At 41.3% G+C, this 13,634-nt stretch carries 12 protein-coding genes and 1 other annotated feature; all 12 genes read left to right on the top strand.

Annotated elements, in window-relative coordinates; translation table 11 throughout:
* The first annotated feature begins 4 nt into the window (after window positions 1–4).
* A complete protein-coding gene (locus ACZ9AO_RS23295; protein ID WP_476110694.1) occupies window positions 5–514 on the top strand; it encodes an NYN domain-containing protein in 510 nt (169 codons plus the stop codon).
* An 85-nt stretch (window positions 515–599) separates the two neighbouring features.
* Window positions 600–1,232 carry an RNA polymerase sporulation sigma factor SigH gene (gene sigH / locus ACZ9AO_RS23290; RefSeq protein ID WP_094246690.1) on the top strand — a complete coding sequence of 211 codons (633 nt, stop codon included), beginning with the start codon at window positions 600–602 and terminating at the stop codon, window positions 1,230–1,232.
* A 194-nt stretch (window positions 1,233–1,426) separates the two neighbouring features.
* Window positions 1,427–1,576, top strand: coding sequence for a 50S ribosomal protein L33 (gene rpmG, locus ACZ9AO_RS23285; protein ID WP_072273931.1), 150 nt, complete (start codon window positions 1,427–1,429; stop codon window positions 1,574–1,576).
* Between the two features lie 50 nt (window positions 1,577–1,626).
* Window positions 1,627–1,809, top strand: coding sequence for a preprotein translocase subunit SecE (gene secE / locus ACZ9AO_RS23280; RefSeq protein ID WP_034305062.1), 183 nt, complete (start codon window positions 1,627–1,629; stop codon window positions 1,807–1,809).
* Window positions 1,810–2,067: 258 nt separating this feature from the next.
* Complete coding sequence (nusG, locus tag ACZ9AO_RS23275; RefSeq protein WP_048677866.1) at window positions 2,068–2,601, top strand: transcription termination/antitermination protein NusG; 534 nt, start codon at window positions 2,068–2,070, stop codon at window positions 2,599–2,601.
* A 174-nt stretch (window positions 2,602–2,775) separates the two neighbouring features.
* Window positions 2,776–3,201: a 50S ribosomal protein L11 gene (gene rplK / locus ACZ9AO_RS23270; RefSeq protein ID WP_034305057.1), complete on the top strand. Its 426-nt coding sequence runs from the start codon at window positions 2,776–2,778 to the stop codon at window positions 3,199–3,201.
* Window positions 3,202–3,305: 104 nt separating this feature from the next.
* The gene (gene rplA / locus ACZ9AO_RS23265; RefSeq protein ID WP_048677868.1) at window positions 3,306–3,998 is read left to right on the top strand and encodes a 50S ribosomal protein L1; all 693 of its coding nucleotides are present in this window, start codon (window positions 3,306–3,308) and stop codon (window positions 3,996–3,998) included.
* A 50-nt stretch (window positions 3,999–4,048) separates the two neighbouring features.
* Window positions 4,049–4,199: a sequence feature (ribosomal protein L10 leader region), on the top strand.
* A 39-nt stretch (window positions 4,200–4,238) separates the two neighbouring features.
* Window positions 4,239–4,739, top strand: a complete 501-nt coding sequence (gene rplJ, locus ACZ9AO_RS23260) for a 50S ribosomal protein L10 (RefSeq protein WP_048677870.1) — start codon at window positions 4,239–4,241, stop codon at window positions 4,737–4,739.
* Between the two features lie 62 nt (window positions 4,740–4,801).
* The gene (rplL, locus tag ACZ9AO_RS23255; protein WP_048677872.1) at window positions 4,802–5,161 is read left to right on the top strand and encodes a 50S ribosomal protein L7/L12; all 360 of its coding nucleotides are present in this window, start codon (window positions 4,802–4,804) and stop codon (window positions 5,159–5,161) included.
* Window positions 5,162–5,356: 195 nt separating this feature from the next.
* Window positions 5,357–5,962 carry a class I SAM-dependent methyltransferase gene (locus ACZ9AO_RS23250; RefSeq protein WP_053537440.1) on the top strand — a complete coding sequence of 202 codons (606 nt, stop codon included), beginning with the start codon at window positions 5,357–5,359 and terminating at the stop codon, window positions 5,960–5,962.
* Between the two features lie 238 nt (window positions 5,963–6,200).
* The gene (gene rpoB, locus ACZ9AO_RS23245; RefSeq protein ID WP_048677874.1) at window positions 6,201–9,770 is read left to right on the top strand and encodes a DNA-directed RNA polymerase subunit beta; all 3,570 of its coding nucleotides are present in this window, start codon (window positions 6,201–6,203) and stop codon (window positions 9,768–9,770) included.
* Window positions 9,771–9,955: 185 nt separating this feature from the next.
* Window positions 9,956–13,552: a DNA-directed RNA polymerase subunit beta' gene (gene rpoC, locus ACZ9AO_RS23240; protein WP_048677876.1), complete on the top strand. Its 3,597-nt coding sequence runs from the start codon at window positions 9,956–9,958 to the stop codon at window positions 13,550–13,552.
* Window positions 13,553–13,634: the final 82 nt, after the last annotated feature.

Here is a 13,634-nt window from a genome sequence, read left to right as displayed (position 1 = left end):
CGAAATGAATATTCTGTTGGTGGACGGTTATAACATTATTGGAGCTTGGCCGGAACTGAGAGAATTAAAAGAACGGAATCTTGCTGCTGCAAGGGACCGATTGATAGAAATGATGGCGGAATATCAAGCATTTACCGGATACCGTGTAATTGTCGTATTTGATGCTCAATATGTTCAGGGAATTGCCCGCATATTCAAAAATCACAAAGTTGATGTAATTTTTACAAAAGAAAATGAAACTGCGGATGAAAGAATAGAAAAGATGGCCATCGAACTGAATAATATCAAAACGCAAATTCAAGTGGCAACCTCTGACTTCACGGAACAGTGGGTGATCTTTGGCCAAGGGGCCCTAAGGAAATCCGCTCGTGAACTGCTAATTGAAATGGAAGAAATTCAAGGCGAAATCAAGAAAGATGTAAGAAAAACAACAACGATAAGACCTGTTGCTAAAATTCCTTTAAGTGAAGAAGTGGCAGAAATTTTCGAAAAATGGCGCCGGGGTAAAATTTGAACCATTGACGGGTAAAATTTACCTGCTGTATAATATTTCTATCTGAGTCAGGTCAGGGGGATATAATGTGGGTCTCAAATTCGGAATGAAGCTGAACGAAAAGTATCTTCAGTTTGAGGATGATGAATTGATAGGGTTGGTGCACACTGGAGACAGTGAAGCGCTTGATTATTTGATCCAAAAGTATCGTAATTTTGTAAGAGCGAAGGCAAGGACTTATTTCTTGATTGGTGCCGATAAGGAAGACATCGTGCAAGAAGGTATGATTGGTTTATATAAAGCCGTCCGTGATTTTAAAGGGGATAAGTTATCTTCTTTTAAAGCATTTGCAGAACTATGCATTACGAGGCAGATCATTACAGCTATCAAAACAGCAACACGTCAAAAACATATTCCGCTCAATTCCTATGTTTCCCTGGACAAGCCAATTTATGATGAGGAATCGGACCGAACTCTAATGGATATCATATCGGGTACGAAGGTTTTGGACCCGGAAGAACTGATCATCAACCAAGAAGAGTTTGACGATATCGAATTAAAGATGGCCGAGCTCCTGAGTGATCTTGAGAGAAAAGTGTTAGCTCTTTACCTGGATGGACAAACCTACCAAGAAATTTCGGAAGAGTTGAACCGGCATGTTAAGTCAATCGACAACGCCCTTCAGCGGGTGAAAAGAAAGCTCGAGCGCTATCTGGAAGTAAGGGAAATCAGTTTATAATCCCTCCGCTTTTTCCGCTTAATTTCATCTGTCCCTTCTCCACATGGAAGTTTTTTTATTCACTAAGATTTTTAGATGCAAGCCGATGTTTTGATTTACGTTGTCCATAATGGGTGAAACCCGCTTTGATATTGACAATAAAAAACAGTCGTGATAAGGTTTTATGGATATAGTAGATAGGATAGGTGTATCTAATGCGAAAAAAAATAGTTCTTGCCTGCAACGATTGCGGTTCAAGAAATTATAGTTATGAGAGCAAACAATCGACAAGCGGCGAACGGCTGGAAATCAAGAAATTTTGCAGTACTTGCAACTCACACTCGATTCATAAAGAAACGAAATAACCGTTTTATAAATAGATTGACAGAAGCTTCTAATGCTTGGAGGTACATTCATGAAACGTTTTACCGAATTTTTCAGCGGAGTCGCTCGCGAAATGCAAAAAGTAAGCTGGCCGAAACGCAAGGAGCTTACCAAATATACAATCGTGGTGGTAACGACTGTAGTATTTATGGCTTTATTCTTTACAGTGGTCGATTTGGGTATTTCCGAATTAATTCGCTTAGTTATTGAATAAGAGATTCGAAAATAAGGTATAATAGTGATAGAATAATATGTGTCAGCAGAAAAGCCCGGAAACGGGTTTTTTAATTTGTCTTTTTTAATAAGTGAAGAAGTTCAAAAACGAGTGCTGCTGTTATATGAATCATCACAATATATTCTAGTTAAGTTCGGGATGACGCCTGTATGGTTTTTTGGCTAAAACGTTCAAAGATAAAGATTAATAAAGAAAATGATCGATTGCAGGGAGGGAAGGACGTTAAAGTCCTAACACATGGAAAAGAATTGGTATGTAGTTCACACCTATTCAGGTTATGAGAACAAGGTTAAAGCTAACTTGGAAAAACGTGTTGAAACTATGGGGATGGAAGACAAGATCTTTCGCGTTGTAGTTCCAGAAGAAGAAGAAACAGAAGTGAAAGATGGCAAAAAGAAAGTGACCAAAAAGAAAGTGTTTCCAGGTTATGTGTTGGTTGAGATCATCATGACGGATGATTCATGGTATGTTGTCCGGAATACGCCTGGGGTAACAGGTTTCGTGGGTTCGTCTGGAGCTGGGTCAAAACCGACTGCATTGCTTCCGGAAGAAATTGAAGTCGTTCTTAAACGAATGGGCGTAGATGAAAGCAAAATCGAAGTTGATTTTGAAATCGGTGATACGGTTCAAGTTAAAGAAGGCCCATTTGCAACTTTTGCAGGACCGATTGAAGAACTTGATAAAGACAAAGGGAAAGTAAGGGTCCTAGTCAATATGTTCGGCCGTGATACACCGGTTGAACTTGATTTTAATCAAGTGGAAAAATTATAAACGGAAAAAAACTTGAAATTGCCTTTTGAAAGTGGTAAAATTTCAAAGGTCAGTATGTTTCAATTTTTAGGCCTCAACGATACAAGCATTCTTTATTAATATATAAAGAATTCAAGATGAGTGGGAGGGTATTACCCTATTACCACATCACGGACTTATAAGGAGGTGTGTCTCGTGGCTAAAAAAGTAATTAAAATGGTTAAATTGCAAATTCCTGCTGGTAAAGCGAATCCGGCACCGCCAGTCGGTCCTGCATTAGGTCAAGCTGGTGTAAACATCATGGGATTCTGTAAGGAGTTCAACGCTCGTACAGCAGATCAAGCTGGTCTAATTATTCCTGTTGAAATCACGGTATTTGAAGACCGTTCATTTACATTCATTACAAAAACTCCACCGGCTGCAGTATTGCTTAAGAAAGTAGCTGGTATCGAGTCTGGTTCTGGTGAACCTAACCGTAATAAAGTTGCTACAGTCAAGCGTGATCAAGTGCGCGAGATTGCTGAAACTAAAATGCCTGACCTAAACGCTGCAAGCGTTGAAGCTGCAATGCGTATGGTTGAAGGTACTGCTCGCAGCATGGGTATTGTCATCGAAGACTAATCCATGTAATTGCTATTTGTTTCTACGGGGTTGCGATTGATACTCGCAACCTTTATTCGTGGGAGGTCATTCCGTTAAAACCACAATTTAGGAGGATTTATATCATGGCGAAAAAAGGTAAAAAGTATCTTGAAGCGGCTAAGCTTGTAGAAGTTTCTAAGGCTTATGCTGTAACTGAAGCAATCGAAGTTGCTAAAAAAGCAAACTTCGCAAAATTCGATGCGACTGTTGAAGTGGCTTTCCGTTTAGGCGTAGACCCTAAGAAAGCTGACCAACAAATTCGTGGAGCTGTTGTTCTTCCGAATGGTACTGGTAAAACTCAACGCGTATTAGTGTTCGCTAAAGGCGAAAAAGCAAAAGAAGCGGAAGCTGCTGGTGCTGACTACGTTGGCGAATCTGACTACATCAACAAAATCCAACAAGGATGGTTCGAATTCGATGTAATCGTTGCGACTCCAGACATGATGGGTGAAGTTGGTAAACTTGGCCGTGTGTTAGGACCTAAAGGTTTAATGCCTAACCCTAAAACTGGCACAGTAACTTTCGATGTAACGAAAGCTGTTAATGAAATCAAAGCTGGTAAAGTTGAATACCGCGTAGATAAAGCTGGTAACATCCACGCTCCTATCGGTAAAGTATCTTTCGAAGATGCTAAGCTAGTGGAAAACTTCACTACTATCTATGATACATTATTGAAAGTTAAACCTGCGGCCGCTAAAGGAACTTACATGAAAAACGTTTCTGTAACAACTACAATGGGCCCTGGCGTGAAAGTTGATCCTTCTTCTTTCAAATAAATAATTGACATACCAAAACTATTATTGTTATAATAAGTTTTGTTGTGAATAAATGAATACTATTTGTACCGTAGACAGTAGGTGCTCATTACGAGCTTAATTCCCTGCCGAGGTAATTCGATAATAATAGTCCTGGACTATGACTTTTGAAATTACTGCCTTCATGTCTGCAATAGAGATGAAGGCTTTTTCTTTGAAACGGTATAAATGTTTTCAAGCAAATCTACAGGAGGTGTAAGGATGAACGCAATTATTGAACAAAAGCAAAAAATCGTTGCTGAGATTTCTGAAAAGTTAACTTCAAGCCAATCAACAGTAGTTGTTGACTACCGTGGATTGACTGTTGCTGAAGTAACAGAACTTCGTAAGCAACTTCGTGAAGCTGGCGTTGAGTTTAAAGTTTACAAAAACTCTATGACTCGCCGTGCTGCTGAAAGTGCTGAGCTTAGCGCTTTGAACGAATCATTAACAGGTCCAAACGCAATTGCATTCTCAACTGAAGATGTTATTGCGCCAGCAAAAATCCTTAACGATTTTGCGAAAAAACATGAAGCGTTAGAAATCAAAGCTGGAGTTATCGAAGGAAATGTTGCAACTGCTGAAGAAATTAAAGCTCTTGCAGAACTACCTTCACGCGAAGGCCTACTTTCAATGCTACTCAGCGTGCTACAAGCACCTATGCGCGGACTTGCTCTTGCTACAAAAGCTGTTGCAGAGCAAAAAGAAGAACAAGGCGCGTAAGCTAACCGCTTATTTAGCCTGCTGATTCAAAAAAAACCAACCATTTCGAGGAGGAAATAAAAATGACTAAAGATCAAATCATTGAAGCAGTTAAAAACATGACTGTTTTAGAATTAAACGACCTTGTAAAAGCAATCGAAGAAGAATTTGGCGTAACTGCTGCTGCACCTGTAGCTGTAGCTGCTGCTGGTGGCGCTGCTGCTGAAGAAAAAACTGAGTTTGATGTAGTTCTTACATCTGCTGGAGATCAAAAAATCAAAGTTATCAAAGCTGTACGTGAAGTTACAGGTCTTGGACTTAAAGAAGCAAAAGAACTTGTTGACAACACTCCAAAAGCAATCAAAGAAGGCGCTTCTAAAGAAGAAGCTGAAGAAATCAAAGCTAAACTTGAAGAAGTTGGAGCTGGCGTTGAAGTTAAGTAATCTTGCATAAACAAAAAGCTCGCTATCATTGGCGGGCTTTTTTTCTTCATTTTTAAAGAAATGACGGGAACTGGCCGTTAATGGTTTGGTAACGAGGATATCGTTACTGAAACATTCCGGCGTGCAAGCATCCATTCTTCAATTCTCTTCTCTCATTAAATCTTCAATATTCCTTTCTGATAGGGGGAGATGACTCTGACAGAGCATTACTACTCACATAAACCGGATGTCGTAAGCAATCCGAAATTTTGGGATTTCACATTAAAGGGACGTACATTTCGCTTCAAAAGTGATAATGGTGTTTTTTCGAAAAAGGAAGTTGATTTCGGATCGCGTCTTTTGGTTGAGAGTTTTAACCTTAATGAAGCTGTGGAAGGAAATATTCTCGATGTTGGTTGCGGGTATGGACCGATCGGAATATCGATTGCGGCAGCTTATCCCGATAGAACGATAGAAATGATTGATATAAATAGCCGGGCAGTTGAATTGTCAAAAGAGAATGCTGCTTCTAATGGGATTGCAAATGTGAATATTTACGAAAGTGATCGTTTTGACAAAGTTGCCTCCAATCAATTCGCAGCGATTCTTACGAACCCTCCCATTCGCGCAGGTAAAAGTGTAGTCCACGAAATTTTAGAAGAAAGCTATCGCAGTTTGGTAGCTGGTGGAGAATTATGGGTTGTCATTCAAAAAAAACAAGGGGCTCCATCCGCAATGGATAAAATGGAGCAATTATTTGGAAATGTTGAAGTGCCCGTTAAGAAAAAAGGTTACTATATACTATTATCCAAAAAGGTTTGACTCTAAATTTTCACTATGTTAATATTATAAAATGCATATATATAATTCCGTAACTATGCAATTTTTATACCATTGGTGTATAATCAATGGATAATATGGGAAAAATATATAAATAATAGTTCGTTTTATGAGAAATAGTGGTTTTTAAAATAAAAACCATTTTCTTTTTGTCTATGGAAATGATTCCTTTTCCGAGGCAAATGGATCCTTATAACGCTTGATTTAAGGGGTGAATCAGTTGACAGGTCAACTTGTTCAGTATGGACGACACCGCCAACGTAGAAGTTATGCAAGAATCAGTGAGGTTTTGGACCTTCCGAATCTGATTGAAATTCAAACAGCTTCTTATCAATGGTTTCTAGATGTAGGTTTAAAGGAAATGTTCCAGGACATTTCTCCTATTGAGGATTTTACAGGTAATTTATCGTTAGAATTCATCGATTACAGCTTAGCTGAGCCGAAGTATTCTGTGGAAGAAACAAAAGAACGCGATGTTACGTATTCTGCACCACTTCGTGTGAAAGTGCGCCTTGTTAACAAAGAAACAGGGGAAGTAAAAGACCAGGATGTATTTATGGGCGACTTCCCGCTGATGACTGAAACAGGTACATTTGTCATCAATGGTGCTGAACGGGTAATTGTATCCCAATTAGTGCGCTCACCGAGTGTTTACTACAATGGGAAAATGGATAAAAACGGTAAGCTTGGGTTCTCTGCGACCGTTATTCCTAACCGTGGCGCATGGCTCGAATACGAAACAGACGCCAAGGATGTTGTGTATGTTCGAATCGACCGCACCAGGAAATTACCGATCACGGTATTGATGCGTGCCCTTGGATTCGGAACAGATCAAGAAATCATCGATTTGATCGGTGACAACGAATACCTTCGCAACACTCTTGAAAAGGATAACACCGAGAGTGTGGAAAAAGCATTACTAGAAATCTATGAGCGTCTACGCCCAGGTGAACCGCCTACTGTCGAAAACGCGAAAAGTCTTTTAGTATCACGCTTCTTTGATCCGAAACGTTATGATTTAGCTAATGTAGGCCGTTATAAAATAAATAAAAAACTGCATATTAAGAACCGTTTATTCGGACAACGTATTGCAGAGACTTTGATTGATCCTGAAACGGGAGAAATCATTGTTGAAAAAGGTACAATGCTTGATCGTCGGACTCTTGATAGGATTCTGCCTCATATCGAAGGTGGAATAGGATTCAAAACATTCCATCCATCAGGTGGTGTAGTAGAGGAAGAAACTCTTCTTCAACCTATTAAAGTGTTTGCACCAAACGATGCTGAAGGCGAAAAAGTGATCAATATCATCGGTAATGCTTATGTGACCGACCAGGTCAAAAACATTACACCGGCTGATATCATTTCTTCCATCAGTTATTTCTTTAATTTATTGCATGGTGTGGGAATCACGGATGACATTGACCATTTAGGTAACCGTCGTCTGCGTTCCGTTGGTGAATTGCTGCAAAACCAATTCAGAATTGGTTTATCCCGTATGGAGCGTGTTGTCCGTGAAAGAATGTCCATTCAGGATACGAACACAATCACTCCACAGCAACTAATCAACATTCGCCCGGTCATTGCATCCATTAAAGAGTTCTTTGGAAGTTCACAGCTTTCCCAGTTCATGGATCAAACGAACCCGTTGGCTGAGTTGACGCATAAACGTCGTCTATCTGCATTGGGACCTGGTGGTCTGACACGTGAGCGTGCTGGCTTTGAAGTACGTGACGTTCATTATTCCCACTATGGCCGCATGTGTCCGATTGAAACGCCTGAGGGACCGAATATTGGTTTGATTAACTCGTTATCCAGTTTTGCAAAGGTTAACCCATATGGCTTCATTGAAACACCATACCGCCGTGTGGACCCTGAAACAGGTAAAATTACAAGCCAAATCGATTACTTAACAGCTGATGAGGAAGATAACTATGTAGTTGCCCAAGCGAATGTACGACTGTCGGATGACGGCTCATTCCTTGATAACGATGTTGTTGCACGTTTCCGCGGTGAAAATACCGTTGTTCCGCGTGACCGCGTAGATTACATGGATGTATCTCCTAAACAAGTTGTATCTGCCGCGACTGCATGTATTCCTTTCTTGGAAAACGATGACTCCAACCGTGCCCTTATGGGAGCGAACATGCAACGTCAAGCAGTTCCTTTGCTTCAACCGGAAGCCCCTCGGGTAGGAACGGGTATGGAGTATGTTTCAGCGAAAGACTCCGGTGCTGCCGTAATCTGTAAACACCCTGGTATCGTAGAGCACGTTGAATCACGTGAAGTATGGGTACGTAGGGTAAGTGAAGTAGACGGGCAGCAAGTAAAAGGAAATCTTGATAAATATCGTCTATTAAAATTCATTCGTTCCAACCAAGGAACGTGCTATAATCAACGCCCTATCGTAAGTGTTGGCGACAACGTCGTAAAAGGTGAAATTCTTGCTGATGGTCCTTCAATGGAAAAAGGTGAGTTGGCACTTGGACGTAACGTATTGGTAGCCTTCATGACATGGGATGGATATAACTATGAAGATGCCATCATCATGAGTGAACGATTGGTTAAAGATGATGTGTACACTTCCATTCATATTGAAGAATATGAATCTGAATCACGCGATACAAAATTAGGGCCTGAAGAAATCACCCGTGATATCCCTAACGTAGGGGAAGATGCGCTTCGTAATCTTGATGAGCGCGGAATTATCCGTGTGGGTGCTGAAGTGAAAGACGGAGACCTTCTCGTTGGTAAAGTCACGCCTAAAGGTGTAACGGAACTGACTGCTGAGGAACGTCTATTACATGCAATCTTCGGTGAAAAAGCACGTGAAGTAAGGGATACATCACTTCGTGTACCTCACGGCGGCGGAGGAATCGTTCTTGATGTTAAAGTATTTAACAGAGAAGACGGAGATGAACTGCCTCCTGGTGTAAACCAACTCGCACGTGTATATATCGTTCAAAAACGTAAAATCCATGAAGGCGATAAAATGGCCGGACGACATGGTAACAAAGGGGTAATCTCCAGGATTCTTCCTGAAGAAGATATGCCTTATTTACCGGATGGCACTCCAGTCGACATCATGTTAAACCCATTGGGTGTACCTTCACGTATGAACATCGGTCAGGTGTTGGAGCTACACTTAGGTATGGCTGCACGCGCACTTGGCATTCATGTAGCATCTCCTGTATTCGATGGTGCCACTGAGGAAGACGTTTGGGGTACAATTGAAGAAGCCGGGATGTCCCGTGATGCAAAAACTGTCCTTTATGATGGCCGTTCAGGTGAAGCATTCGATAACCGTGTATCAGTTGGTGTCATGTACATGATCAAACTGGCGCATATGGTCGATGATAAACTTCATGCACGTTCAACTGGACCTTACTCCCTTGTTACGCAGCAACCACTTGGTGGTAAAGCGCAATTTGGTGGACAGCGTTTCGGTGAGATGGAAGTATGGGCACTTGAAGCTTATGGTGCCGCTTATACATTACAAGAAATCCTAACCGTTAAATCAGATGATGTCGTGGGTCGTGTTAAAACGTACGAAGCGATTGTCAAAGGTGAAAATGTCCCTGAACCAGGTGTTCCTGAGTCATTCAAAGTATTGATTAAGGAGCTTCAAAGTTTAGGATTGGATGTTAAAATCCTCAATGCCGAAGATCGTGAAATCGAAATGCGTGATTTGGAAGATGAAGATGAAGCCAACCAAGCAGACAAATTAAGCCTTGATTCAGAAACTAAAGATATGGTTGCTTCCGAAGTAGGGGCACCTGTCAAAGAATAAAATTAAATATAAACATATCCAGTAATATATTACCTGCTCTGACTGGCAGCAAGATGTTCATTAGAATATCATGCTGCCTTGTTAGAGCCTTATTGATTCAATCAACCATCATCCGGTGTAAGATTGCCTCATAACGTGACGGCAATCAAGGGTTAAACCTGGAGATTAAAAGGGAGGTAGGCCCCTTGTTAGACGTTAATAATTTTGAGTATATGAAAATTGGTCTTGCTTCACCAGACAAGATTCGTTCTTGGTCCCATGGAGAAGTTAAAAAACCAGAAACAATCAACTATCGTACGTTAAAGCCAGAAAAAGACGGTTTATTCTGTGAGAGAATTTTTGGACCTCAAAAGGACTGGGAATGTCATTGCGGAAAATATAAACGTGTTCGTTATAAAGGCGTAGTCTGTGACCGTTGTGGCGTTGAAGTCACCCGTGCTAAGGTGCGTCGTGAGCGTATGGGTCATATTGAGCTGGCAGCACCAGTTTCACACATATGGTATTTTAAAGGAATTCCTAGCCGTATGGGACTTGTTCTTGATATGTCTCCACGGGCTTTGGAAGAAGTTATTTACTTTGCATCTTACGTAGTAACTGAAACGGGCGATACAACTTTAGAAAAGAAACAGCTTCTTTCTGAAAAGGAATATCGTACATACCGTGAAAAATACGGTAAGAAATTCCAAGCCGCCATGGGTGCGGAAGCTATTAAAAAACTTTTACAAGATATTGATACGGAAAAGGAAGTAGAGTCGTTGAAAGAGGAGCTTAAAACAGCTCAAGGACAACGCAGAACCCGTGCAATCAAACGCTTGGAAGTGCTTGAAGCATTCCGTAACTCCGGAAATGAGCCTTCATGGATGATCCTTGACGTGCTTCCGGTCATTCCACCGGAGCTTCGTCCTATGGTTCAACTTGATGGAGGACGTTTTGCCACATCTGATTTAAATGATTTATATCGCCGTGTTATCAACCGTAATAATCGGTTGAAAAGATTACTGGACCTTGGAGCACCAAGCATTATCGTTCAAAATGAGAAGCGTATGCTGCAAGAAGCTGTCGATGCTCTTATCGATAATGGCCGTCGTGGCCGTCCGGTAACTGGACCAGGTAACCGTCCGTTAAAATCTTTATCTCACATGTTAAAAGGTAAACAAGGCCGTTTCCGTCAAAACCTTCTTGGTAAACGTGTTGATTACTCTGGCCGTTCCGTTATCGTAGTCGGACCAAACTTAAAGATGTACCAATGTGGTCTTCCGAAAGAAATGGCGATTGAATTATTCAAACCATTCGTAATGAAGGAGCTTGTTCAGAGAGGTCTAGCGCATAACATCAAATCCGCTAAGCGCAAAATTGAACGTTTATCTCCTGAAATATGGGATGTCCTAGAAGAAGTTATTAGAGAACACCCAGTACTATTGAACCGTGCACCGACTCTTCATAGACTTGGGATCCAAGCATTTGAACCAACGTTGGTTGAAGGTCGCGCAATTCGTTTACATCCGCTCGTATGTACAGCTTACAACGCTGACTTTGACGGTGACCAAATGGCGGTCCACGTTCCTCTATCTTCTGAAGCACAAGCCGAAGCACGCATGCTTATGCTTGCAGCACAGAACATTTTGAACCCTAAAGATGGTAAACCTGTCGTTACACCTTCTCAAGATATGGTATTAGGTAACTATTACTTAACATTGGAAAGAGAAGGCGCTATCGGTGAGGGTATGATCTTTAAAGATACAAGTGAAGCATTACTTGCATACCAAAACGGATATGTACACTTACATTCCCGTTGTGCCGTACATGCATCGTCACTAAATAATGAAACATTCACTGAAGAACAAAACGGCCAACTTCTAATTACGACTGTTGGAAAATTGATCTTCAATGAAATTTTACCTAAATCATTCCCGTATATTAACGAACCGACACGTTATAATCTGGAAACCAAAACTCCAGAGAAATATTTTGTGGAAAAGGGCGCTAATATCCCTGAATTGATTAAGTCCCAACCTGCTATCGATCCTTTCAAGAAAAAAATTCTTGGAAATATCATCGCGGAAGTCTTTAAACGCTTTAAAATTACCGAAACATCCAAAATGCTTGACCGGATGAAAGATCTTGGATTCAAATATTCGACAAAAGCTGGTATTACCGTTGGTGTGGCTGATATTGTCGTTTTAAAAGAAAAACAAGAAATCATTACTGAGGCTCAAACCAAAGTGGATAACGTCTTGAAACAATTCAGACGCGGTCTTATTACTGAGGATGAGCGTTATGATCGCGTCATTTCAATTTGGAGTGCTGCCAAGGATACCATTCAGTCCAAACTTATGGACTCCCTGGACCGACGCAACCCGATCTTCATGATGAGTGATTCCGGTGCCCGTGGTAATGCTTCCAACTTTACGCAGCTTGCTGGTATGCGTGGTTTGATGGCCAACCCGGCTGGACGTATCATTGAATTACCGATCAAATCAAGTTTCCGTGAAGGTTTAACCGTGTTGGAGTACTTCATCTCTACACATGGTGCGCGTAAAGGTCTTGCCGATACTGCGCTTAAAACGGCCGATTCCGGTTACCTTACCCGTCGACTTGTTGACGTTGCCCAAGATGTCATCATCCGTGATGACGATTGTGGAACGGACCGCGGCTTGAAAATTTCAGCCTTGAGAGAGGGTACTGAAATAATTGAGCATCTTGAAGAGCGCCTAGTTGGCCGTTATGCAAGAAAAGCGATCAGACATCCAGAAACAAATGAAGTAATCGTGGCTGAAAATGATCTTATTACTGAAGATCTTGCTAACTATATTGAATCACTTGGAATCGAAACAGCATGGATCCGTTCTGCCTTTACATGTAACACCAGCCATGGTGTATGTAAAAAATGTTATGGACGCAACTTGGCTACCGGTCAAGAAGTTGAAGTGGGCGAAGCAGTCGGTATCATTGCCGCTCAATCAATCGGAGAACCTGGTACACAGTTGACGATGCGTACATTCCATACAGGTGGGGTTGCTGGGGACGATATCACTCAAGGTCTTCCTCGTATCCAAGAAATATTTGAAGCAAGAAACCCTAAAGGTCAAGCTGTCATTTCCGAAATTGAAGGAACGATTGTTTCCATCAATGAAATTCGGGATAAACAACAGGAAATCGTTGTTCAAGGTGCTGTTGAATCACGCACATATACTGCGCCGTACACAGCACGTTTAAGAGTAACTGTTGATACACCTGTCCGTCGTGGTGAAGAGTTGACAGAGGGTTCCATCGATCCGAAAGAATTGCTGAAGGTTACAGACGTGCTTACTGTTCAGGAATACCTGCTTCATGAAGTTCAAAAAGTATACCGGATGCAAGGTGTTGAAATCGGTGATAAGCACATCGAGGTAATGGTTAGACAAATGATGCGTAAAGTCCGTGTGCTTGATGCAGGCGAAACTGAAGTGCTTCCAGGAACATTATTGGATGTCAACCAGTTCACTACTGCAAACACTGATGCATTGCTGACCAACAAATTACCTGCTACAGGCCGTCCTGTATTGCTAGGTATCACAAAAGCATCTCTTGAAACGGATTCCTTCTTGTCCGCCGCGTCATTCCAAGAAACAACTAGGGTCTTGACTGATGCAGCAATAAAAGGAAAACGTGATGAATTGCTTGGGCTTAAAGAAAATGTCATTATCGGTAAACTTGTCCCTGCAGGAACAGGAATGCTTAGATACAGAAAAGCAAACCCTGTCGTTGTTGACGAAAATGCCGATACAGTAACAGTGGATTAATGGAAAAAGGACCAGCTCAATAATTTAAACTGAAAACCACACTCCCGTTTCCTATTGGAGGAGATGAAGGATCAGAATTTAT

The sequence above is a fragment of the Peribacillus sp. TE19612 genome (assembly GCF_056279465.1).
This window is presented reverse-complemented; position numbering and strand designations above follow the sequence as displayed.

What these genes read in the sequence shown, in the direction of transcription:
- secE (WP_034305062.1), top strand. Translation starts at nt 1,627, where the DNA reads ATGAAACGTTTTACCGAATTTTTCAGCGGAGTCGCTCGCGAAATGCAA.
- rplA (WP_048677868.1), top strand. Translation starts at nt 3,306, where the DNA reads ATGGCGAAAAAAGGTAAAAAGTATCTTGAAGCGGCTAAGCTTGTAGAA.
- rplL (WP_048677872.1), top strand. Translation starts at nt 4,802, where the DNA reads ATGACTAAAGATCAAATCATTGAAGCAGTTAAAAACATGACTGTTTTA.
- sigH (WP_094246690.1), top strand. Translation starts at nt 600, where the DNA reads ATGAAGCTGAACGAAAAGTATCTTCAGTTTGAGGATGATGAATTGATA.
- nusG (WP_048677866.1), top strand. Translation starts at nt 2,068, where the DNA reads ATGGAAAAGAATTGGTATGTAGTTCACACCTATTCAGGTTATGAGAAC.
- rplJ (WP_048677870.1), top strand. Translation starts at nt 4,239, where the DNA reads ATGAACGCAATTATTGAACAAAAGCAAAAAATCGTTGCTGAGATTTCT.
- ACZ9AO_RS23295 (WP_476110694.1), top strand. Translation starts at nt 5, where the DNA reads ATGAATATTCTGTTGGTGGACGGTTATAACATTATTGGAGCTTGGCCG.
- rpmG (WP_072273931.1), top strand. Translation starts at nt 1,427, where the DNA reads ATGCGAAAAAAAATAGTTCTTGCCTGCAACGATTGCGGTTCAAGAAAT.